This is a genomic window from Streptomyces sp. NPDC045899 (genome assembly GCF_056431485.1).
The window spans coordinates 225,870-248,773 of record NZ_JBWKKP010000012.1 but is presented as its reverse complement, the minus strand read 5'-3'; the positions used below and the strand labels follow the sequence as shown (position 1 = coordinate 248,773).

The 22,904-nt window shown below is 72.2% G+C and carries 13 protein-coding genes and 1 pseudogene; 7 read left to right on the top strand and 7 right to left on the bottom strand.

Features of this window, described 5'->3' with window-relative positions; all coding sequences use genetic code 11:
• Positions 1–83: 83 nt before the first annotated feature.
• The 3 genes and pseudogenes from AC07FT_RS20220 to AC07FT_RS20210 form a co-directional block, all read right to left on the bottom strand.
• Positions 84–281: pseudogene (locus AC07FT_RS20220) on the bottom strand (ATP-dependent endonuclease); the annotation flags it as partial.
• A 95-nt stretch (positions 282–376) separates the two neighbouring features.
• Positions 377–751 carry a VOC family protein gene (locus tag AC07FT_RS20215; RefSeq protein ID WP_479177435.1) on the bottom strand — a complete coding sequence of 125 codons (375 nt, stop codon included), beginning with the start codon at positions 749–751 and terminating at the stop codon, positions 377–379.
• Positions 752–839: 88 nt separating this feature from the next.
• Positions 840–1,259, bottom strand: a complete 420-nt coding sequence (locus AC07FT_RS20210; RefSeq protein WP_471197110.1) for a CBS domain-containing protein — start codon at positions 1,257–1,259, stop codon at positions 840–842.
• A gap of 207 nt (positions 1,260–1,466) precedes the next feature.
• Here AC07FT_RS20210 and AC07FT_RS20205 point away from each other — a divergent pair, with 207 nt between their 5' ends.
• The 3 genes from AC07FT_RS20205 to AC07FT_RS20195 all read left to right on the top strand — a co-directional run bounded on the left by AC07FT_RS20205 (position 1,467) and on the right by AC07FT_RS20195 (position 3,243).
• Positions 1,467–1,856: a thiol-disulfide oxidoreductase DCC family protein gene (locus AC07FT_RS20205; RefSeq protein ID WP_479177433.1), complete on the top strand. Its 390-nt coding sequence runs from the start codon at positions 1,467–1,469 to the stop codon at positions 1,854–1,856.
• A 485-nt stretch (positions 1,857–2,341) separates the two neighbouring features.
• Entirely contained in the window at positions 2,342–2,977 is a 636-nt protein-coding gene (locus tag AC07FT_RS20200; protein WP_254751041.1) for a nucleotide-binding protein, read from the top strand.
• Positions 2,974–3,243 carry a hypothetical protein gene (locus tag AC07FT_RS20195; protein WP_479177431.1) on the top strand — a complete coding sequence of 90 codons (270 nt, stop codon included), beginning with the start codon at positions 2,974–2,976 and terminating at the stop codon, positions 3,241–3,243. The genes AC07FT_RS20200 and AC07FT_RS20195 overlap by 4 nt, the downstream gene beginning before the upstream one ends.
• 33 nt (positions 3,244–3,276) lie before the next feature.
• Here AC07FT_RS20195 and AC07FT_RS20190 read toward each other — a convergent pair whose 3' ends face one another.
• On the bottom strand, positions 3,277–4,737 hold the full coding sequence (locus AC07FT_RS20190) for a UbiD family decarboxylase (RefSeq protein WP_479177429.1): 1,461 nt from the start codon (positions 4,735–4,737) through the stop codon (positions 3,277–3,279).
• Between the two features lie 114 nt (positions 4,738–4,851).
• Positions 4,852–5,478 carry a non-oxidative hydroxyarylic acid decarboxylases subunit B gene (locus AC07FT_RS20185; RefSeq protein WP_479177427.1) on the bottom strand — a complete coding sequence of 209 codons (627 nt, stop codon included), beginning with the start codon at positions 5,476–5,478 and terminating at the stop codon, positions 4,852–4,854.
• Positions 5,479–5,540: 62 nt separating this feature from the next.
• On the opposite strand from AC07FT_RS20185, the gene AC07FT_RS20180 reads away from it, so the two are divergent.
• The 4 genes from AC07FT_RS20180 (at position 5,541) to AC07FT_RS20165 (ending at position 20,954) form a co-directional block, all read left to right on the top strand.
• On the top strand, positions 5,541–6,023 hold the full coding sequence (locus tag AC07FT_RS20180; protein WP_479177426.1) for a MarR family winged helix-turn-helix transcriptional regulator: 483 nt from the start codon (positions 5,541–5,543) through the stop codon (positions 6,021–6,023).
• Positions 6,024–6,749: 726 nt separating this feature from the next.
• Complete coding sequence (locus tag AC07FT_RS20175; protein WP_479177424.1) at positions 6,750–10,688, top strand: non-ribosomal peptide synthetase; 3,939 nt, start codon at positions 6,750–6,752, stop codon at positions 10,686–10,688.
• Positions 10,689–10,693: 5 nt separating this feature from the next.
• Positions 10,694–20,023 (top strand): amino acid adenylation domain-containing protein, encoded by a 9,330-nt coding sequence (locus AC07FT_RS20170; protein ID WP_479177454.1) that lies wholly within the window; start codon positions 10,694–10,696, stop codon positions 20,021–20,023.
• A gap of 58 nt (positions 20,024–20,081) precedes the next feature.
• On the top strand, positions 20,082–20,954 hold the full coding sequence (locus AC07FT_RS20165) for a TauD/TfdA dioxygenase family protein (RefSeq protein WP_479177423.1): 873 nt from the start codon (positions 20,082–20,084) through the stop codon (positions 20,952–20,954).
• A gap of 99 nt (positions 20,955–21,053) precedes the next feature.
• On the opposite strand, the gene AC07FT_RS20160 is transcribed toward AC07FT_RS20165, so the two are convergent.
• The gene (locus tag AC07FT_RS20160; RefSeq protein ID WP_479177421.1) at positions 21,054–21,656 is read right to left on the bottom strand and encodes a DJ-1/PfpI family protein; all 603 of its coding nucleotides are present in this window, start codon (positions 21,654–21,656) and stop codon (positions 21,054–21,056) included.
• A gap of 81 nt (positions 21,657–21,737) precedes the next feature.
• Positions 21,738–22,895 carry an ABC transporter substrate-binding protein gene (locus AC07FT_RS20155; protein WP_479177420.1) on the bottom strand — a complete coding sequence of 386 codons (1,158 nt, stop codon included), beginning with the start codon at positions 22,893–22,895 and terminating at the stop codon, positions 21,738–21,740.
• Positions 22,896–22,904 lie beyond the last annotated feature (9 nt).

Below are 22,904 nucleotides of genomic sequence, written 5' to 3'. Positions count from 1 at the left end.
CCAACCGCTGCGCCGCCAACCCTCACACAGACCCCAGACCTGAGCATCGCGTGGTGCTACACGCCACCTGGCCGTAGCTATACGAGAACAGGGCCTCCTTCGTCGGCCAGGCTCCGACCGTGGAGCGCGGCCAGCGCGCTGACCGCGGCGGCGTCGCTCAGCCCCTCGAGCAGGACGGCCGCCCGGACGGAGAGCCGACCGGCCAGCTCGCGCGCGGGCTCCTCGGGACCGCCGGCCGCCCACGCGGTGACCGCCTCCCGGAACGACTCCATGTCAGCCATGCGACGAGTCTCCGTCCCTTCCGGCCCGGCGCGGTAGGGGTTTTCCGTCGGGTGCCGGTCGGCGGTGCGCGGTTCCCGTCGCGCGTGGGGTGTCCTCAGGCGCCCGGGAGGAACAGACAGAACGGGTGGCCGTGCGGGTCGCGGAGTACGCGTACGCCCTCCTGGGGCTGGTGTGCTTCCAGCGTCGCCCCCAGGGCACACGCCCGCTCGGTCTCCGCCTCCAGGTCGTCGACCTGGACGTCCAGGTGCGCCTGCATCTGCTGGGTACCGGGGCGTTGGGGCCACACCGGGGGCGTGTGATCGGCCTCCAGCTGGAAGCTGAGGCTGGGGCGTTCGCGTTCCGGGGCCCGCAGGCGGACCCACTCCGGCTCACGGACGATCTCCTCCCAGCCCAGCAGGGCCCGGTAGAAGTCGGCCAGCGCGGGCGGATCGGGAGTACCGAGAACGAAGGCACCGAGCGTCGTCGTCATGCCCCCACCCTTGCCCACCCCGCCCGCCCCCACACGTCGGCACACGCCCGGGCGGATCCATGGCTCGTACCACCGCCCCACGGTTTGGTCAGGCGTTGGGCCCCGCGGCGCTGATATCGCCCAGGGCGGATCCGCGGTCGCGTTCCACCGCGAGATCGCCGAGCGCCACGATGCCCACGGCCTCGCCGTTCTCGACGACCGGCAGACGGCGAACGGCCTTGGAACGCATCAGCTGCACCGCCCGCTCGATGTCGTCGTCCGGGGCGACGGACACCAGCTCGCTGCTGCACGCCTCGCCCACGGTCCGCCCCGAGACATCGCCGCCATCAGCCAGGATGCGCACCGTCAGGTCCCGGTCGGTGACCAAGCCACGCAGCCGACCGTCCTCGACCACCAGCACCGCGCCGATACCCTCGTCCCGCATGGCCGTGGCGACCTGCTGAACCGGTGTGTCCGGCCCCACGGCGGTGGGCTGGGCGGTCATGACCTCACGAACCTGCTGCGTCATGTGTCTGTCCTCCTCGTCAACATCTGCATCGTCGGGGCCGACCGGGCCCATCAGGCTCCGGCACGCCCTTCACCAGCGCATTCCACCGGCTCGTCCTCCCTACGCCCCCCATGTGTCTGTTCACCCGCGCAGCGCCCCTCGACGGACGCCCCCCTCGAACCAGGGCCACGTGATCGCCTTCCTGGAGGGCACGCGATGATGGGGGTCATGCGGACTCAGCCAGTACTCGTCTTCGACGGAGATTGCGGTTTCTGCACCAGCTCGGTGCGCTTCGCCGAACGACGTCTCCGACCGCGCTGCGACTTCCTTCCGTGGCAGCGCGCGGACCTGCAAGCCCTCGGCATCACCCAGGAGCGGGCCGAGTACGAGGTGCTGTGGGTGACGCCCACGGGGACGGTGTACGGAGGGGCCCGGGCTGTCGCGAAGATCCTGTTGAGCGCGGGCCGGGGGTGGTCGCTCCTGGGAGCATCGCTCATGCTGCCGCCCGCGCGGTGGGCGGCTCAGGGGGTCTACCGGCTGATCGCGGCCAACCGCCACCGGTTGCCGGGAGGTACAGCGGCGTGCGCGCTGCCGGACCGCCGGGCCCAGGGGGCGTAGCAGTCTCCCGCAGCGGATCCCGCCTCCCCGGGCGGGTCGGGTCAGGCGTGCACCGGCCCCGCGGGGTTCAGCGCACGCTCCACGCGCTCACCGCGGACAGCGGCACCCGGAAGAACTCCCCCGGCGCGGCAGGGAGGCTGCGGGAGCCCGAGATCGTCCGGCAGCCGGCCTCACCGAGCCACCGGGCGCACTGCGCGGGCGTGGCGTGACGCGTTCCGTGCGGGCGTCCGGGTGCGGTGGGTGCCGGGCCGTTGCTCTGGTTGGGCCCTTCCCCGGAATACGCCACCTGGCAGTACGGCCATGGACACCTCCGGACCACGGCCGGAGGCGGTGGCGACACCTCCTGGCGGCCCGCGATGCGGCCCGGTGACGGACCACCACGGCGTCCGGGGAGGACCATGGCCCCTGACCGCTTGCGGGTGAACGGAGGAACCGCGCGCTCGTGGCTGTGCCCTGCGGGAGAGCGGGTCACGTAGCTTCGGTTTGTGCTGCTGAGCTGTGCGTTCGTGAACCTCAAGCCCGGGGTCGGCAAGACGACCAGTGCCGTCTGGCTGGCCCATGCCCTCCATGAGTCGGGCTATTCACCCCTGCTGGTCGACGGCGACCCGGCCTCCTCCGCGCTCCGCTGGAGCGAACTGGCCGACGGCTTTCCCTTTCCGGTCATCGCCCTGCCGACGGGAGACGTCCACCGCCGCGTGAACGACTTCCTGGGCAACCGGCAGGCCGTGGTGCTCGATGCGCCGCAGTTGGAGGACCACCCGCGCATCGCCCGCAGCATCATGAGGTACGCCGGGGAATGGATCGTGCCGGTGACCCCCGCTCCCATCGAGCTGGACCGGATGGCTCCCATCCGGTCCGAGATGGACGATGTGCAGTCCCTGCGCGCCACGCCCGCCCGCGCCGCCGTGCTGCTGAACCGGACCAACCGTCCCGACGCCACGCGCACCGGCCCGGACTCCGACGCGCGTGAAGCGCTCACCGAGTGGGGCTTCGTCGTACTGGACACGCAGATCGCCCGGCTCGAGCTGTACGCCCAGTCGTTCGGGAGCACGGTCCAGGCCACGGGGTCGGCGTACATGGACCTCGCCAATGAGCTGATCAAGCGTCAGGAAGAGCGATGAAGGAACGGAAGGACAAGTACCGGGCGGCGCTGGACCGGTCGGCGGACACCGCCACGGCCCGGTCCGCGCGCGTCACCACGCTGCACAGCAGGTTCGTCCGGGTGACCATCGAAGTGGACCCCGAGGTGGAGCGCAGTGTGACGCGCTGGGTCGGTCCGCCGCTCTCCGCGCTGGCGCTCGCCGGCACGACGGTCCTGCGGACCCTGGCCGACACGGCCGCGCGGGTGCCACGGGCCGTCGGCGGGACCCGGCGCACCGAGCCGTAGACGGCGGTCCGCGGAGGGCCCGGCAACCGTCCGTCAGTCGTCCCAGTGGGCCAGGACCCGCTCCTGGATGTCCGGGGGGAAGATGTACCGGAACGAGCTGCGCCGCTCCCGGACGGCGGGGAGCAGTGCGTCGTAGGTCACCTTGGGGCCCGTCTGACTGTGCCGTTCCTCGGCCGTGTAGACCGTCAGCAGGTGCAGTGCCTCACGGGTGCGGACGATACGCCGCCCGGTCGGATGGACACGGGTGGCGAGCGCCCAGGTCAGTTCACGCGGGTCGGAGGGGTCGACATCGTCGTCCAGGACGAAGATGCGCGGAACCATGGCCTGGAACCGCTGTGCGTCGATCACGTCGGTGATGTGCTGGGCGAGTTCGATGCTCTCCACTCCCGGCTGCCGCTCCCGCCAGTCGGCGGCGACGCTGACGACCAGAGCGTGCGCGGCCATGTCGAAGGGCTCCCACGCCGAGGAGACCGGCAGACCGGCGGACCGCAGCGCGGCGAGGGCCTCGGCCGCGAGCGTCAGCCCGGTGACCGTGTGGAACTCGTCGACCGGCTCACCCTCGACCACCGTGGGCCAGATGGGGTCGTCCCGGTGGGAGATGGCGTCGATGGTGTAGACGGGCTGCAGCGAGGTCCCGTGGGGCTGGTAGCCCGCGAACTCGCCCATCGGCCCTTCCACGGCGGTGCGGTCGCAGGACAGATGTCCCTCGATGACGACTTCCGCGCCGACGGGCACCTCGAGGTCGACGGTCTCGCAGGGGACGAGCTCCAGTGGCTCCCCCAGCAGGGCACCGAGGTATCCGGTCTCCTCGACGCCGTCGGGCAGGGGCATACCCGCGACGAAGGGGACGGCCGGGTGGCCGCCCTGGACCAGTGCGAAGGGCATGGCCTCGCCGCGCTCGGCCCACTGTTGCCAGACGTGGTGGATGTGCTGCCCGGGAACGACCAGGCCGGTCATGTGCTTGCCATCGATCATCATGATGCGTGCGATCGACCAGTTGGTGAAGGAACCGTCCGGGGTGCGGGCGATGATGGTGCCCCAGGTGTTGACGTAGGGGCCGCCATCCCCTTCGTGCAACAAGGGGGTCGGGAAGCGGTCGAGTGTCGCCTCGTCACCGAGCAGGAGGTTCTGCTTGCAGGGTGCGGTGGCGGCGTCGACCAGCACCGGCCGTATCGGCTCACGCGAGCGCGCCCCGGCGAGAGCGTCGATGATCTCTCGTGCGCCGGCCGCGGTGTCGAGGCCGAGTGAGAGCGCGATGCGGGCGAGCGGCTTCCCGGGGGCCGAGCTGAGGGCCGCGGGCGCGCCGAGCAGCCGGAAGCCGGGTGCGGTGCCGTCGATGTTCGTGAACAGGGGCGCGGGTGCCACGGTTTCGTAGGCGCGGCGGATGACGGCGCCCGCTTCCAGATGGGGGTCGACCCTGCGGTCGATGACCCGTAGGTCACCGAGTTCTTCCAGTGCGGCGATGTAGGTACGCAGGTCCTTCGGACGGGGCATGGCGTTCTCCGTTTCTGCGTCTGCGCGGTTCTGTTCGTGCGCGCTGTCCAGCGCCCGCGCGGGGCGTCGAACGGCGGTGGGGGCGGGTTGTGAAAGGGAGGTCGGGCGGGTGGTTCAGCCCGCGGCCGCACCGCCCGGCGGCTGGTCCACCGCCGCTGTGCGCCGTGCGCGTGCCGCGGCCGTACCGGCCCAGCGCACGGCGCGGGAGCTGTCGAGGCCGAACTGGTCCATGACACGCGTGACGGTGTGATCGACGACGTCATCGACGCTGGCCGGTCTGTTGTAGAAGGCCGGCATGGGCGGCAGGATCGTCGCGCCCATCCGGGACAGGGCCAGCATGTTCTCCAGATGGATCGTGGACAGCGGGGTCTCCCGCACGACCAGAACCAGCCCACGGCGTTCCTTGAGCGTCACATCCGCGGACCGCGCGATCAGGTCGCTGCCGTAGCCCGTCCGGACGGCGGCGAGCGTCTTGGCACTGCACGGCGCGACCACCATGCCGTCCACGCGGAACGAGCCGCTGGAGATGGCGGCCGCCTGGTCCTCCGGGCCGTAGGCGACATCCGCGAGGCGGGCGACCTCGCGTGCGGTGCGGGGCGTCTCCAGCTCGATCGTGGCCCTGGCCCAACGGCTCATGACCAGATGGGTTTCGACATCGGGCTGCTCACGCAGCTCCTCCAGCAGACGGATACCGATCTGCGCACCGGTGGCGCCCGTCATGCCGACGACAAGCCTTCGCATACCCTCCCCTAAATTCGTGTACGAATCATTCGTGCACGAACATAGGGGTCGCGCCTGGCAGAATGCAAGACACCACGTCGTTGCGTTCCCCGGAGGCAGTCATCGCCGCCCATCACGTACCGGACTCCATGCGGCAGTCCCCACTGCATCTGCTGCGGCGCGCCCTCCAGCGCTACACGGCCCAGTGGCAGGCCGCCGTCGGCGATGTCACCCCACCGCAGTTCGCGGTGCTGACGAGCGTCGGCGAGTACCCCGGCATCAGCCAGATCGACCTCGGCGAGGTCACCGGCATCGACGTGGCCACCCTCGCCCCCCTGGTCCTCCGCCTCGAACAGCGAGGGCTGCTCCACCGGGACGTCGATCCCGCCAACCGCCGACGCCGACAACTCCACCTGACCGTCGCGGGGGTGGCCGAGGCGGAAAGGATCCTCCCGCTGGCCGAGGCGGTCGACGAGGTCATGCTCGACGGTCTTTCCACCCCCCAGCGCACCTCGCTGCTGGCGGCGCTCCGCTCCCTGAGCGCCATGGACGGACCGACGGCCTGAGTCCGGGCGGCATCGGCCGGGCTCGATCGGCGCCTCGCGCCGAACGTATCCGCTCGTGCCGAACGTAGCCGTGAGTGGCTGGAAAGTGACGGCGATGGCCCGCGACTCCGATACCACACCATCATCGACCAGCGCATCCCTCCTGATGTGAACGCGACATCCGATCACACACCCGACGTGGCGGGAACACACCCTCCCGCCAGAGCATGAGCCCGCCGCCCAGCGGGTCGCCCGACAGGTCGGCCGCCCACGCACCCGATCACGGGCGTGACCTCCTCGATCGGGACCCATGGTGAGGGGAGTACACCCCCGCTCAGGGGCCGCCGGGCGGGCCCCACGGAGACCACCGATCCCCCCGCCGCGGCGCCCAGGGGGTCACCGACGGCCGTACGACTGCCCGGAACCGCAAAATCCAGGCGGATCACCAATCTGCTAGTGATCTCATTGACTTGGTCATCGCACTGGCAAAAACTCGTCCCCCGAACGGCTTCGTGATCCCCCGTCCATGCCCTTGGCTCGTGGTCCCAAGCTGCCGGTGAGCATGTTCCGGCCCGGCACACCGTCGGCCGGGCGGCCGCCGATTTCGCCGTACCCGGCTCCGTACGTTGTCGGATCCACGAGTGGAAAGGGCTGCTCCCGTCGATGACATCGTTGTCCACTTCTGCCTCTTCAGCGGCGGACGCAGTTCCGCACACCTCATCGGCCCCGTCCTACGGCACCGGGCTGTTGGCCGACCGGCAACCGCTGTCTTTCGGCCAGCGTCGGCTCTGGGCGCTCTCCCAGCGGGAGGGTGCCAGTGCCGCGTACAACGAGCCGATGGCCTTCCGGCTGCGGGGGCCGCTGAACCGGGCGGTGCTCGGTCGGGCGCTGGACGCGCTGACCGCCCGGCATGAGGCCCTGCGCACCCGGCTGGTGCCGTTCGAGGGCGAGGCGTACCAGCACGTCGATCCCGCGGACACCGGCTTCGCACTCGCGGTGGACGACCTGACCGACTGCCCTGATACCGAGGACCGGCTGGCCGAGCTGCTCCGCCGGGAGACGGTCCTCCCGTTCGACATGGCCACCGAACCGCTGGCCCGTGGCCGCCTGGTGGTGTTCGGCCCGGAGCACCACGTCATCGTGCTGACGGTGCACCATGCGATGTTCGACGGCTGGTCCCGGAGCATGATGCTGCGTGAGACCGGCGCGCTCTATTCCGCCCTGCTGCGTGGTGAGCCGGATCCGCTGCCACCGGCACGGTGGCAGTACACCGACTTCACCCGCTGGCAGCGGGAGTGGATGACCGGCGCGGACCCCGCGGCGCAAGAGGAGTACTGGGCCGCGAAACTGGCCGGTGTGCCTCCCCTGCTGGAGCTGCCGACCGACCGGCCGCGTCCGGCGGAGCAGGAACACACCGGTGACCGGGTGCATCTGGAGATCGGACCGGAGCTGACCACGGCGCTCAAGGCGGTCACCAAGGAGCACGGGGGTTCGCTCTTCTCGACCCTGCTGACCGGCTGGTCGATCGTGCTGTCCCGGCTCTCCGGACAGCAGGACCTGGTGGTGGGCACCCCGACCGCCAACCGCCGGCGCGGCGACGTCGGCGGCATCATGGGCTTCGTCGTCAACACCCTCGCCCTGCGGGTGGAGTTGGGCGATGCGCCGACCGGCTCGGCACTCCTGCGGCAGGTACGGACCACCGTCCGGGCCGGGGTGAAGAACGTCGACCTGCCGTTCGAGCGGGTCGTGGAGCTGGTCAACCCGCCGCGCAGCGCCGCGCACACCCCGCTGTTCCAGACCATGCTCGCGTGGGTTCCGCCCATGGAGGCGGTGATGCGGCTGCCGGGGATCTCGGTGCGGCTGTTGCCGATGCCGTTCGCCCCGGCCAAGTTCGACCTGGTCCTCGCGCTGGAGGAGGCGGACGGACGCATCGTCGGCGATCTGGACTACGCCACCGCGCTCTTCGACCGGGAGACCGTCGAGCGCCATCTGCGGTACCTGGTCCGGGTGCTGGAGCAGCTCGCCCGGGAGCCCGGACGGCCGGTCACCGCGTACACGCTGCTGGACGAGGCGGAGACGGCCGAGCTGCTGGCCGACTGGGACGCCACCGGCACCCCGGCGGCCACCGCCGCGACGGGTACCGGCCGAGGGGCGGGGAGCACCGCCGAACCGGCCGGACTGGTGCAACGGTTCGAGGCGCACGCGCGATCGGCCCCGGCGGCCACGGCGGTGGTGGACGGAGAACGTCGGCTGACCTACGCCGACCTCGACCGGCGGGCCAACCGGCTGGCGCACGCCCTGATCGCCCGCGGGGTGCGCCCGGACCAGGTGGTCGCCCTGCACACCGGCCGGTCGGCCGAGCTGGTGGTCGGTGTGCTCGGTGTCCTCAAGGCCGGTGCGGGCTGGCTTCCCCTGGATCCGGGCCAGCCGCCCGAGCGGCTGGCCGCGATGGTGGCCGACGCTCGCCCGGCCCTGGTACTGACCGACCAGCGGGACACACCGGAGGACTGGCACCCGCTGACGGCCGTGGAGACCGAGGGCGGGCGGGACACCGCTCCGGACATCATCGTCCCTCCCTCACATCTGGCGTACGTGATCTACACCTCCGGCTCCACGGGCCGGCCCAAAGGTGTCGCGGTGACCCACGGCAATGTGCTCAACCTCTTCGACCAGTGGCTGGCCCGGTTCGGCGCCACCCCGGGCGAGGCGACCTCGGCCTGGTCCAGTATCGGGTTCGACGCCTCGGTGCACGAGCTGCTGCTGCCGCTCGTCACCGGAGCCGAAGTCCACCTCGTGCCGGAGGAGTTGCGCGGCGACCCGGCCGCGCTGATGCGCTGGCTCGGTGAGCACCGGGTGGTGCAGGCGTTCCTGCCACCCGCCTACATACGGTGGATCGACGAAGATCCCGAGGCCAGGCTGGCCGGCCTGGCACTGCGCCAGTTGCTGACCGGGGTGGAGTCACTGCCCGAGGCCGCCCTGCACCGGATGGCCTCGGCCCTCCCCGGACTGCGGATCTGCTTCGGCTACGGACCGACGGAAACCACGCTGTACAGCACCGCCTACCTGGACCCGCGGCCGGTGGACCGACCGTGTCCGATCGGCCGGCCACTGCCCGGCACCCGGCTCTACCTGCTCGACGAACGGATGCGACCGGTGCCGCCCGGTGTGGTGGGCGAGGTGTACATCGGAGGCGCGAGCGTGGCCCGCGGATACCTCAACCAGCCGGAGCTCACCGCCGAGCGGTTCCGCAGCGATCCGTTCGTCACCGGCGGCCGGATCTACCGCACCGGCGATCTGGCCCGCCGACTGCCCGACGGCAACGCCGAGTTCGCCGGCCGTCGCGATGACCAGATCAAGCTGCGTGGCTTCCGGATCGAGCCGGGCGAGGTCGAGGCGGCGCTGCTGGCGCTGCCGGGGGTGCGGGAGGCCGCGATACTGGTCGACCGCGATCCGGCCGGTGAACCACGGCTGGTGGCGGGCATCGGACGCGGCGAGGCGCCGTCCCGGCAACCGCACGAGTGGCGGACAGCCCTGGCCGAGCGGCTGCCGGACTACATGATCCCCGCGGCTTTCGTGGAACTGCCCGCCCTGCCGCTGGGCCGCAGCGGAAAGCTGGACCGGACGGCCCTGCTGGAGCGGGCACGGGCCGCGCAGCCGGTACAGGTCAACACCACGACCCCGCGCGACCACGTGGAGATGGCGCTGCGCGGCATCTGGACCCGGCTGCTGCTGCACCCCGGCATCGGCATATCGGACAACTTCTTCGACGTCGGCGGCACCTCCATCTCCGCCATCAAGATGGTCCACGCGATCGGCGAGGAGTTCGGCGAGACACTGCCGATCCGCGAGGTGATCCGCCACCCGACCATCGAGGCACTCGCCGGACGGCTGCGCCGAGGCGCCTCCGGGACGCCGGGTACGAACCTGATCGAATTCCGGCCCGGCGCGGGCCGGCGACGGCTGGTCTGCGTCCACCCGGCGGGCGGAACCGCCTTCTGCTACCTGCCACTGGCCAACGCCCTCCCCGAGGACATCGGGGTCCTGGGCGTCCAGGCACCGGGCATCAACCCGGACGAGACACCGTTGCCCACCGTCGAGGCGATGGCGCAGACGTACCTGGAACTGATCGACCCCCGCCCGGACGAGTCGTTGCTGCTGTGCGGACTGTCCTACGGCGGCCTGATCGCCCATGAGATGGGCCGACGGCTCGCGCTGTCCGGCCACTCCCGGCTGAGCGTGGTGCTGCTCGACACCCGGGCCACCGACGACCCGGCCGAGCGGGCCGCGATCCAGCCGGTGGAGTACGAGGAGTTCACCGAGAAGCTGGTGCGGTTCAACGGCATGTACCCGGGCATCGAAGCCGACCAGCTCATCCGGTACTTCGAGACGTACAACCACAGCCGGATGACCGCCCGCGCACACCAGCCGCTGCCGACCACCGCCCGGCTGACCCTCGTCGAGGCCGCCGCCGACGGGCCCGGCGCCCAGGGCCCGCACCCGACCCGCGAGTTCTGGCGACGGCGGGCCGACGCCGGGCTCTCGGTGGTGCCGCTCGACTGCGGCCACTGGGAACTGCTGGAGGGAGCACAGGTGTCGTCGGTGGCCGAGGTGATCGTCGCGGAACTGAACCGGCTGGACACGGATCCCGACGAACCGGCCGCTCCGACCGTGGCGATGGAGCTCTGATGGCGATGTCGAACCACGGCCTGCCCCCCGCCGAGCGGCCGGGCCCCCAGGACCCGTCGGTCCCGTCCGGGACGCCGGAGGAGGGTATACCCGCCCGGGTGGCGACCGGGCTGGCACACGGCGTACACCTCCAGGCCCAGCGCACCCCCCACACGGTCGCGCTGGTGGACCGCGAACGCCGGTTCAGCTACGCGGCACTGGATGCCGCCGGAGCCGACGTGGCCACGGCACTGCGCCACCACGGGGTGCGACCCGGCGACGCGGTCGCCGTCGGCCTGCCCCGCTCCTGGCACCTGGTCGTGGTGGTGCTCGGCGCACTGCGGCTGGGCGCCCGGGTGGTACCGCTCGACGCGCAGAGCCCGCCCGAGCGACAGGCGCACATCCTGACCGACTCGGGCAGCGTCGTGCTGGTGCACGGCGACACGGCGCCCCAGGATCCGCCGGCCACCGCACGCAAGCTCTCGGCGGCGCGGCTGCTGACCGCCGTGACGGACGCCGATGAGCCCGGCGACGGCGAAGCCCCGGCGGGTGACGTCGTCGACGGGTTCCCCGAGCAACCGGCCGGGCTGATCCTCTACACCTCCGGCACCACCGGCCGCCCCAAGGGTGTGGAGCTGCCGGAAGCCGGTGTGATGCGGATGGCCCTGCCCGGCTGGCTTCGACTCGAGGCGGGGGCACGCTACTCCTGTCTGTCCAACCCGGCCTTCGACGCGATCAACTTCGAGATGTGGACACCACTGCTGACCGGCGGTTGCTGTGTGGTGCTCCGTGACGAGGACGTGCAGTCGCCACACCGGCTCGCCGCCGCGCTGCTGCGCGAGCGGATCGACACGGTGCTGGTCACCACCGCACTCTTCCACGCCGTGGTGGACACCGTGCCCTCCTGTTTCGCCGGCGCACAGCAGGTCCTGGTCGGTGGCGAGCAGCTCAACCCGGCAGTGGTGCGGCGCTGGTACCAGCACAACGCGAGCGGATCCACCGTGCTGCACAACGCCTACGGGCCCACCGAGGTGTGCACCATCGCGCTCAGCCACCCGCTCCCCCGCGACCTCGACGCGGAGGTGGTGCCGGTCGGCGGGCCGATACCGGAGACCGGGGCGCTGCTGGTGACACCGGACGCCGAACGTGTCGCCGGACCGGGCGAGGTGGCCGAACTGCTGCTGTCCGGGCCCGGCGTGGCGACCGGCTACCGCGACCTGCCGGAGGAGACCGCTCGCCGGTTCGTCCGGCTGCCCTGGCACGACGAGGGCAGGGAGCGCTACTACCGCACCGGTGACCTGGTACGGGCCGATGACGACGGCGTCATCAGCTACCTGGGCCGGGTGGACCGGCAGGTGAAGGTGCGCGGCTTCCGGATCGAGCCCGCCGAGGTGGAACGGCGGATCGCGGCGCACCCGGCGGTCCGGCAGGCGTTCGTGTGCACCCGGGAGGATCCGGCGACCGCCGGACACGAGCTGCTGGCCTATCTGGTGGTCGCCCCGGAACTGGACTTCGAGGAGTTCGACCGGCACCTGACGTCCGCCGTACCGGCGTACATGAGACCGCACCGGGTTCACCGGGTGGACGCGCTGCCGCTGACCGGCAACGGCAAGGTGGACGGGGCCGCGCTGCTGCGCCGCACGGACCGCCCGTGGCAACGCTCCGCGGGGGCGGGTCCGGTGGCTCCGGTCACCGCCCTCCAGCGCGAGGTGCTGCAACTGGCCGAGGAGGTGCTCGGCACCTCGGGGCTGCGCCCCGCCGACCGCTGGATCTCCAGCGGTGGCGACTCACTGCGCGCCCTGCGGTTCCGGTTCGAGATCCGTCGCCGGTGGGGCCATGAACTGGGCCAGGCGGCGGTGCTGCACGCCGACTTCGCCACCATCGCCGAGACCATCGAGCAGGCGGGCCCAGGAACCGGTCCGCGCTACCCGGTGCCGTCCCCTCCCTCCGGTGCCACCCGTGGTCCGGCCACCAGCGAGCAGCAGCGGCTCTGGCTGCACCACCAGCGTTTCCCCGGTACGCGTGGCTACACGGTGGGGCAGGCCCTCCGGCTGGACGGCGCGGTGGATCAGGCCGCGCTGCGCCGTGCCCTGTGCGACCTGGTGGCCCGGCATCCGGCCCTGCGTACCGGGTTCGAGCCGTCGCCGGACGGTCTGCTGCAAGTGGTGGGCGAGCCGTACGACCCGTGGACCGAGCCGGAGGCCGTGGTGTCCGCCGGTGAGGAGGCGGTGGGGGACGGTGCCGACCGGTTCTTCGCCGAGCCACACGATCTGGCGTGTCCCCGGATGCTGGCCGCCTGCTGGCTCCCGGACCCGAACGGCGGCACACTGCTGCTGCGGCTGCACCACATCGCGGTGGACGGCTGGTCGCTGACCGTGCTCTTCCGTGATCTGTCCGACTGCTACGCACGGGCGCTGAGGACACCGGACACCGCGCTGCCGCGGCCCTCCGCGGCCCCCACCCCGCTGGACCACGCCGCCTGGCAGGCCGACTGGTTCGCCGGGGACGGGTACCAGGCGCTGCGCGCCGGGCTGCGCGAGCTGGGGGCCGCCGGGGAGGAACCGGATGAACCGCCGCTGGAGGCCCGCGAGGGCTCCCGCCCCGAAGGTCGGCTGCTGCACACCGTGCTGGACCCGGACCGTCACGCCGCGGTGGACCGGCTCTGCGGTGAACTCGACCTGAGCCGCTTCGAATTGCTGCTCGGCGTGTTCGCCTGGAGCCTGTACGCGGTCACCGGCCGGACCCGGCCGCGGATCGCCACCCCGGTGACCGGCCGCCCGGTGCGGGAGTTCGAGTCGAGTGTCGGGATGTTCGCCAACACCGTGCTGCTGCCCGTGGCGATCGCGCCGCGAGGCGAGCTGCGCGCCGAACTGCTGCGGCTGGGCACGGCGGTCCGCGAAACGCTGGAGTGGCAGGATGTGTCGCTCGCCGATGTCCTGGAAGACCGTGGCCATCCGCCCGGCCGGCCCCCGTTCGACGTGCTGTTCGTGCTGGAGAACACCGACTTCGGCGCGCTGGAGCTGCCCGGGATCACCACCCGTCCGGTGTGGCGGGCGCCGGCCGAGGCCAAGACGCCGCTGACCGTCTCGCTGGTGGACCACCCGGACGGCTTCGACTGCCTGTGGGAGTACGCGGCCGGCCACTTCACCGCCGCCGAGATCGACGCCCTGGACCGGCTGTTCCGGACCGGACTCGACCTGCTCGCCGCGGGCCGGTCCGCCACCCCCGTCGAACTGGCGGCCCCCTACCGGCGCGGACTGCCGGAGTTCGGCCGCGGCGCCGCGCCGGCCGGCGGCTGGACCACGGTGGCCCAGGGTTTCGCCGTCCAGGTCGCCCGGACCCCGGACGCCCCGGCCCTGATGGCGGCGGACCGCCCCGTCAGCTACGCACGGCTGGACGGGTGGGCCGCGGCGCTCGCCGAGGAACTGCGCGCCGCGCACCCCGTGCCGGCCGGTGACGCGCGACCGCGGCATGTGGCGCTGTATCTGGAGCCCTCGGTGGAACACGTGGTGGCGCTGTTGGCGCTCGCCCGGCTCAACTGGACCGCGGTACCGCTCGACCCGGCCTACCCGGCGGGACTGGTGCGACAGATCCTGCGCCAGGTCGACCCGGTGTGCGTACTCCTCGCGCCGGGTGGCGAACCGTCGTTCGACGAGGTGGACCCGGGCGGCACACCGCGCCGGACGGTCACCCTGACGGAGGGCGAGCCACCCGCCGTCCCCTTGCCGCCGCACACCGGCCGCCCGCTGTACACGCTGTTCACCTCCGGCTCCACCGGGGTGCCCAAGGGTGTCCAGGTCTCGGATCACACCCTGGCCAACCTGCTGCACTGGCAGACGGCCGAGGGCGGTCTGGGCGCACCCGCGGTGACCCAGCAGTTCTCCATGCTGTCCTTCGACGTGTCGTTCCAGGAGATCTTCACGACCCTGTGCGGTGGCGGCTGTCTGCACCTCGTGCACCGCGGATGGCGGCAGGACGTCCCGGCCCTGCTCGACCAGCTGGAGTCGGCCGGTGTGGAGCGGATCTTCATGCCGTACGTGGCACTGCAACTGCTGGCCGAACACGCCGTCCACCTGGGCCGCTACCCGTCCCGGCTGCGGGAGGTGGTCACCGCGGGCGAGCAGCTGGTGTGCACCGACGCCATTCGCCGCTGGTTCGCCGGTCTGCCCGGCGCCCGGCTGTTCAACCACTACGGGCCGACCGAGACACATGTGGTCAGCGCACTGTGCCTGGACGGGGATCCGGAGCGGTGGCCGGAGCGTCCGGCCATCGGTACCCCGGTTGCGGGCGGGCTGCTGCGGGTGGTGGACCCCGCGGGCGAGCCGCTGCCCGCCGGTTGCGTCGGTGACCTGCTGATCGGCGGCACCATGGTGTCGCGCTGCTATCTGGGCGACACGGCGCTGAACCGGGAGCGCTTCGTCGAACTGTCCGGTGCGGGCCTGTTCTACCGCAGCGGCGACCGTGCGTCCTTCGGCCACGACGGACTGCTGCACCTCCACGGCCGGGACGACCAGCAGATCAAGCTGAGCGGGCACCGGCTTGAGCTGGGCCAGGTGGAGGCGGCGCTGCTGCGCCACCCCAGGGTGGTCAACGCGGTGGTGGTCCCGGAGGGCGGCGGGCTGACCGCCTGTCTGGAGTGCCGCGAGCCCACCCCTTCGGCCCGTGAGCTGGCCGACCACCTGGTGCCACTGCTCCCGCCCCATGTGCGGATCGACCGGTTCCGCCGGCTGGAATCGCTGCCGCGCACCCCGAGCGGCAAGCTGGACCGCCGCACGGCGCTGCGCACACCGGGCGAGGAACTGCGCCACGCCCCGGCCGACGGGCAGCCGCTCCGGGGACGGGAGGGCGAACTGGCCACCGCCTTCGAGACGGTGACCGGTCTGCCCATCGGCCGGGACCAGACGTTCTTCGCGGCCGGTGCGTCGAGTCTGGCGCTGATGCGCTTCCATCTGCACTGCACCACCACGCTGGGCCTGCGGTTCGAGATCGCCGACCTGTTCGAGCATGTGACGGTGCGTGCGCTGGCCCGCTTTCTGGACGGCACGGGGCCGGACCGCCGCTCCGGCGAGGCCACCGTGGACCACCCCGCACCGGCCGCCGGTACACCTGCCGACGAGGCTCGGCTCGGGCGCGCCGGGTCCGGCACCCCTTCGGCGGAGGTGGTGGAGCCGGCGGGTCAGGAGCCGATCGCGGTGGTGGGGATGGCGGTACGGCTGCCCGGCGCCCCGGACCTGCGGTCCTTCTGGGAGCTGATCCGGAACGGCGGCCGGGGCATCGAGTACTTCGACGCCCCGGACGGGCTGGTGGGCGCGCGCAGCCAGATGGACGGGCTGCTCGCATTCGACCCGGAGCACTTCGGCATCAGCCGGCAGGAGGCCCGGCTGATGGACCCGCAGCACCGGCACACCCTGATGACCTGCGTCGAAGCGCTGGCCCACGCCGGTATCGCCGATACCTCGGACCTCCGGGTCGGGCTGGTGGCCAGCGCGGGCGAGAACACCTACTTCCAGGGGATGCTGCGGCAGACCGATCCGGACCGGCTGCCGGACGGGTTCCAGCTCGCGCTCCACCACGAGAAGGACTTCCTGGCCACCAAGGCCGCCTACCACCTCGATCTGACCGGCCCCGCGTTCACCGTTCAGGCCGCGTGCGCCAGTTCGCTGTTCGCGGTGCACGTGGCCGCCGGGCTGCTGCGGCAGGGCGACGCCGAGGTGATGCTGGCCGGCGGGGCGCTGGTGGACACCGGGCTGAGCGACGGGTACCGCTACAAGCCGCAGCACATCTACTCCGAGGACGGCCACTGCCGGTCCTTCAGCGATGACGCCACCGGCACCATCGGCTCCAGCGGGGTCGGCATGCTGGTGCTCAAACCGCTGAGGCTGGCACGCAGCGCGGGCGACACCGTCTACGCGCTGGTCACCGGCTCGGCCGTCAACAACGACGGTGCGGACAAGCTCGGTTACAGCGCTCCGTCGCTCGCCGGTCAGCGCGAGGTGATCCGCACCGCCCTGCGCCGCAGCGGGCGTACCGGCGCCGACCTCGGTTACGTCGAGGCGCACGGCACCGGCACCCGGCTCGGCGATCCGGTCGAAGTCGGCGCATTGCGGCAGGCGTTCGAGGTGCCGGAGTCCGGCCGGACCGCGCTGAGCTCGGTCAAGAGCCAGATCGGCCACCTGGGCGCGGCGGCCGGTGTGGTCGGCCTGGTCCGGGCGGCGCTGTCCGTCCACCACGGCCTCATCCCGCCCACACTGGACTTCCGCGCCCTCAACCCGCAGCTGGGGCCCGACCCCACGCCGTTCTACATCCCCACGCGGACACTGCCGTGGCCGTCCGACCGGCCGCGGGTGGCGGCGGTCAGCAGCTTCGGTATCGGGGGCGCCAACGCGCACGCGGTCATCGAGGCGGGCGAGCCGGGGCGTCCGGCCGACCCGGCCCCGCCCTGTCTGCTGCTCTCCGCCTCCAGTGAGGTGGCGCTGCGCGCCGACGCGGAGCGGATCGCCGCGTACCTCACGGAACACCCGGAGGCGTACCCGGCGGTCCTGCGGCACCTCCAGGCCGGCCGGCCCGCCCGCCGACGGCGGATGGCGGCGGTCTGCCCCGACGCGGCCTCGGCGGTGCGGTGGCTGCGCACCGCCACCGGTACCGCGGTGGAGCCGGGGGCCGAACGGGTCACGGCGGCCGACCACGGAGCGCCACGGCTGGTCGCCGACTGGCTGGCCGGTCACCGGATCGACTGGCCGGAGGGGCCCGCACAGGCGCCGTGGGACTTCCCCCCGCCCGCCTTCGCCCGGGCGGAGTACGACATCGAACGGGCCGCGGCCGCACCGGAGCCCGCCGGTACCAGCCGGCCTGAACGACTCGCCGAGGAGGAGTGGCTGCACCAGCCGCACTGGGTCCGGTACCGCCGGGCCACCACCGCCACGGCCACGGAGGCCGCCTCCTGCCCCCTGGTCCTGGTCACGGACGGCCCGGCCGATCCCGAGGAGGTACGGGCACTGCGCTCGGTCCGTCCACGGGTGGTGCTGGTGTCCGCGGAGAGCGGATTCGCCCGGCTCGGCGAAGACTCCTACCAGGTGGACCCGGCCGACCCGGCCTCGCTGGGTGCGCTGCTGGACGCGCTGGGCGACCTGGGCCCCGTGGACTGGCTGCACGCGTTGCCGCTGGGCGTGACCGGTCCGGTCGACGCCGACCGGCTGGCCCACGCCCGCCGGGCCTGTCTGGACGCCCCGGCCGCACTGGTCCGGGCGGCGGCGGGCCGGACCGGTCTCACACCACGCCCGGTGTGGCTGTCGTACCGGGCCCGGCCGGTGGACGGCCCGGTGGAACGGCCCGAGTTGGCACTGCTCGCCGGGGTCACCGAGGTCGCGCCACAAGAAGGCGCCACCGCCGGACACTGGGTGGACCTCCCGGCCGCCCGGCCGTCCGGCTGGGCGGCGCCGCTGGCGGTGCTCCTGGCCGGCGACGAACAGCCGCCCGCGCATCTGGCACTGCGCCACGGCTACTGGTGGCGGCAGGCCACCGTGCCGGTACCGGCGCCGCCCACGCACACGCCCGTGGTCCCGGCCGCGGCGGATACGGCCCACCTCATCCTGGGCGGCACCGGTGGAATCGGCGCCACCGTCGCCGGATGGCTGCTGGAGCGCACCCAGGGCCGGGTGCTGCTGCTGGCCCGGCGGCCCGGACTGCCGGAAGAGCTGGCGCCGTATGCCGACCGGATCGAACTGGTCGAGGCCGATCTGGCCGTCGGCTCCCCGGAGCGGCTCGCCTCGCTCGTGGCCGACCGTACCGGTCGGCTGGACACCGTGGTGCACGCGGCGGGCGCGGGCGCGGGAGGGCTGATCGCGCGCCGCGACCCGGCGGTGGCGCACTCCGGGTCGGCCGCCAAACTGCACGGCGCGCTGCTGGTGGAACGGCTGGTCGAGCGGTTCCGGCCGCACCTGGCCGTCTACTGCTCCTCCATGGCGGGCACGCTGGGCGGGGTCGGCCAGCTCGACTACGCGGCGGCGGCCGGGGCGCTGGACGCCTTCGCCCATCACGAGCCGCCCCGGCCGGACGGCGGCGGGACGACCCTCCGTCTCGCCATCGGCTGGGATGTGTGGCGGGAGGCCGGGATGGCGCTGCGCGCCCCGGCCACGGACGCCCGCCACCAGGCCCATCTGACGGTCGGTCTCACCGTGGCGGAGGGGCGTCGGACCCTCGCGCGGGCGCTCGCCACGCAGCTGCCGCAGGTGCTGGTCTCCACCACCGAACTGATGGCCTCGCGCGCCTTCTACACCGGCCCCACGCCCGCACCGGACACCGCCGAGGCCCCGCCCGGCCTTGTGGAGGGCGGGAACGAACCCGCCGTGCTGCTGGGCGACTGGTTGTGCGAGTGGCTGGGCCTTGACACCCTCGACCCGGACGATTCGCTCTACGACCTGGGCGCCGACTCACTGACGCTGCTGGACCTCATCGGCGAGATGAAACGCCACTTCGACGTGGAACTCGATCTGGCCGAGCTGAGTCACCAGGTCTCGCTGACCGAGGTGCTGACCCTGCTGGACCGGGCCCGCGCTCCGGAGCCCGCCACCACCGGCACGGCCGAAACGGCCGATGACGTCACCGTCGAGGTGTGGCAGCAGGGCACCGGAGCGGAGGTGCTGTGCCTGGTGCACCCGGTCGGCGGGGACATCCAGGCGTACCGCGCGCTCGTCGCGGGCCTCGATCCGCGGCTGACCGTGGCGTTGATCGCCGATCCGGCGCTGCGCCGGCCCGACGGCCCCGAGTGGAGCATCGCCGAGCGGGCCCGCCACTACCACACGGCGCTGGAGGCGCGCTTCCCCGCCGCCACATGGCACCGGCAACTGGCCGGGTGGTCGTTCGGCGCATGGGTGGCCCTCGGAATGGCCGCCGAAGCGGAGGCGGCCGGCCGACCCGTGGACGCGCTCCACCTGCTGGACCCGCCGCCACCCGGCTCCGGGCCGCTCTACCAGCGGTACGGCGAGGACGAGTTGCAGACACTCTTCGCACACGAGCTGGGGCTCGACGGAAGTGGCCGGGAGGGCGAGGCGGCACGGGAGTACGCCGAGCGGCTCACCCGGCGCTGTCTGGCCAACCTGCGTGCCATGGCGGAGCACCGGCTGCCGCTGCTGACCACCACCCCGGCGCGGGTGTGGCTGGCCCGGCTCCCGGTGCGCGGCCTGCCACCGCTCGGCCCGCCCGCCGAGCAACGCGCGTCGTGGCGTGCCCACCTGACCGCGCCGGGCGACTGGCAGGAACTGGAGACCACACACTACGGCCTGGTCCGCCCGCCCCATGTAGGGGCGGTCTCGGCCGCGGTCAACGCCGTCCGCCACGACGTGGCCGGTCAGAGCTGACGGGCCGGCGACGCCCACCCGCCCCACCCACCCTTTGCCGCATCCAGCAGGGAGAGCCATGGAAGCGTACGAACTCGACGCCATCAAACGGATCACCACCCGGCCACGGTTCGCGTACCGGACCATCGAGGTCGCGCCGATCACCCCGGTCATCGGCGCCGAGGTCTCCGGCCTGGACCTCACCCAGGAGCTGACCGAGGAACAGCTGAGCGAGGTCCGCCGCGCCTTCCTCGACCACCACGTGCTGGTCTTCCGTGAGCAGGACATCACCTTCGACGACCACAAGCGGTTCGCCGGCCACTTTGGCGAGCTGCGCCCGGTGAACCCGCCACCGCCGGAGGGCGACCCGTATCTGCTGGAGATCCGCACCAGCCCGGACGCTAACAACGTGGCCGGCAACGGCTGGCACACCGACGGCAGCGCGGACACGGAGCCCTCGCTCGGCTCGATGCTGCACATCCTCCGGACACCCGAACCGGGCTGCGGCGGCGACACCATGTTCGCCAATATGCACCTCGCCCACGACATGCTCTCCCCCACGCTGCGCGGGCTGCTGGACGGGCTGACCGCCGTCCACGACGGCGGGCTGTCGCTGAAGGGGTACACCCTGCCACCGGACTACGTGGTACCGAAATCCGAACACGCGCTGGTGGTCCGGCACCCGGAGACCGACCGCCCCGTCCTCTACGTCAACCCCGCCTACACCGACCGCATCCCACAGCTGTCGGCCGACGAGAGCCGAGCGGTGCTGGACCTGCTCTTCAAGGTGGTCGCCGAACGCCCGCTGCTCTGCTGCCGGGTGCGCTGGGAGCCCAACACCCTGGTGTTCTGGGACAACCGCTGTGTGCAGCACCACGCGATCTACGACTACCACCCGCACACCCGCTACGGCCGCCGGGTGGCCATCAACGGGGGCCCGCTCAAGGGCTGAACCGTCGAGACGGACGTGCGCGGTGTGGGCCACCCGGAGGCCCGGTGGCCCACACCGCGCCCGTCATCCTGCGTCCGGGGCCGGTGACGGGCGGTCGGCTCACACCGGTGGCTGCGGGTCGTACTGGATACCGCGTCGCACCTCACGTGCGCGCTCCGCGGACGCCAGCCGGGCCACCAGGTGAAGAGCCATGTCGATGCCCGCCGAGACCCCGGCGGAGGTGATCACATCGCCGTCGTCGACGAACCGCTCGTCGGCCCGGACGTCGATCGTGGGGTCCAGCTCCGCGAGACGGTCCAGCGACGCCCAGTGCGTCGTCGCCGGCCGTCCCGCCAGCAACCCCGCCGCCGCGAAGACCAGCGAGCCGGTGCACACACTCGTCATCAGGGGTACCGATCCCCGCTGGGACCGGACCCACTCGAGATGGCCGGCGTCATCGAGCTGAGGACGCGTCCCCCGGCCACCGGGGTGCAGCAGCACATCCAGCGGCGGCATCCCGGCCATCGCATGGTGCGCCGCGATGGTGAGCCCCTTCGCACAGGTCACCGGTCCACCGTCGGCGGAGAGGCAGAAGACCTGCCACCCGTCCTGGGGAAAGATGCGTGTCCAGTACGACAGGACCTCCCACGGACCGACCGCGTCCAGCTCCTCGACGTCCGGGAACAGCAGGATCCCCACATTGCGCGTATCTTCATCGGCCATACCGTGATCCAAGCAGAAGCGCTCTCCCCGCCGCGGAATTCCCACGCCGGATCGCCGCACCCCCGCCCCTGCCACTCCCCGTCAGCCCTGTCGGCCGTCCTGGCTGACCGGCGCGAGCCCGAGGACACCCTTGGGATCGGCGGGGTTCACACCCCGCACATCGCCCACGTAGAGGCCGAGCCGGGCCTTGTAGCGGTCGAGTGCGGTGCGGTCCTTCATGAAGTCGCGCAGTCCCAGCGGGTTCATCCGGGCGTAGTCGAAGATGTTCTTGCGGCCCGGCGGAGGGGCGACATCCTTGCGCGCGCTCCAGGTCCCGATGTCGTTCCGCTGGGTCTCCTTCGACAGCAGCCAGCTCATGTAGAGCTTGGCGGCTGCCTTGTGCGGAGCGGCCTTGAGGATGGCGGCGGTCTGGGGCCAGGCGACCCAGGGGCTCCGCCGGGGCAGGCTGGTGACGGAGCGGCCGGAGAAGCTGCCGCCGCTGCCGAAGTTGGCCACGTAGTCTCCGGTGCCGACGAGGTCGGCCGAATCCTGGGTGCCACGCACGAACTTCGGGTTCTGGGCCATGAGCTTCTTCAGGTAGTCGAAGCCGTAGCGATCGGTGAGTTGCTTGAAGTAGTACAGGACGGCGTCATCGTCGTTGGGGTAGGTGAAGACGAGCCTGTTCTTGAACTCGGGCCGTAGGAAGTCCTCGGCCTCAACGGGTGCCCTGTCCCCCAGCTTCGTGGCGGTGACGTTGCCGAAGGCGTAGAAGAGTGCCCCCGTGAAGTAGCCGTCCCGGTCCTTGACCTGGTCGTACACCTGGTCCCAGCCGACCGGCCGGTAACGCTCCAGAGCGCCTTCCCGCTTCCATCGGGGAAAGTCGTCGAGTGTCTGCAGATGCGTGACGTCCACGACGACCTTCTTCCGGGAGATCTGGTCGTCGATGCGGGCGTCGTGGTTCTTGCTGAAGTCCACGACCATGTTCACCTTCATCTTCGGGAACTTCTTGGTGAAGGCATCGCGGAGGTAGTCGGCCTGGCCCGGCTTGTCCCCGCCGGCGTAGACGGTCAGTGTGCCGCCCTCGGCCACGGCCGCCGCGTAGAGCTTCCGGAGTTGCTCCTCCTCGTCGCCTCCGGTTCTGTGCACACCCCCGGTGCCACCCCGCGTCCCGGAGGTGTCGGCCAGGGCGACGGCCATGCCACTGGTGCCCATGACACCGAGCGCGACGGCTCCGATCAGAGTTCTGCGGGTGGCCTTCATGACAACTCC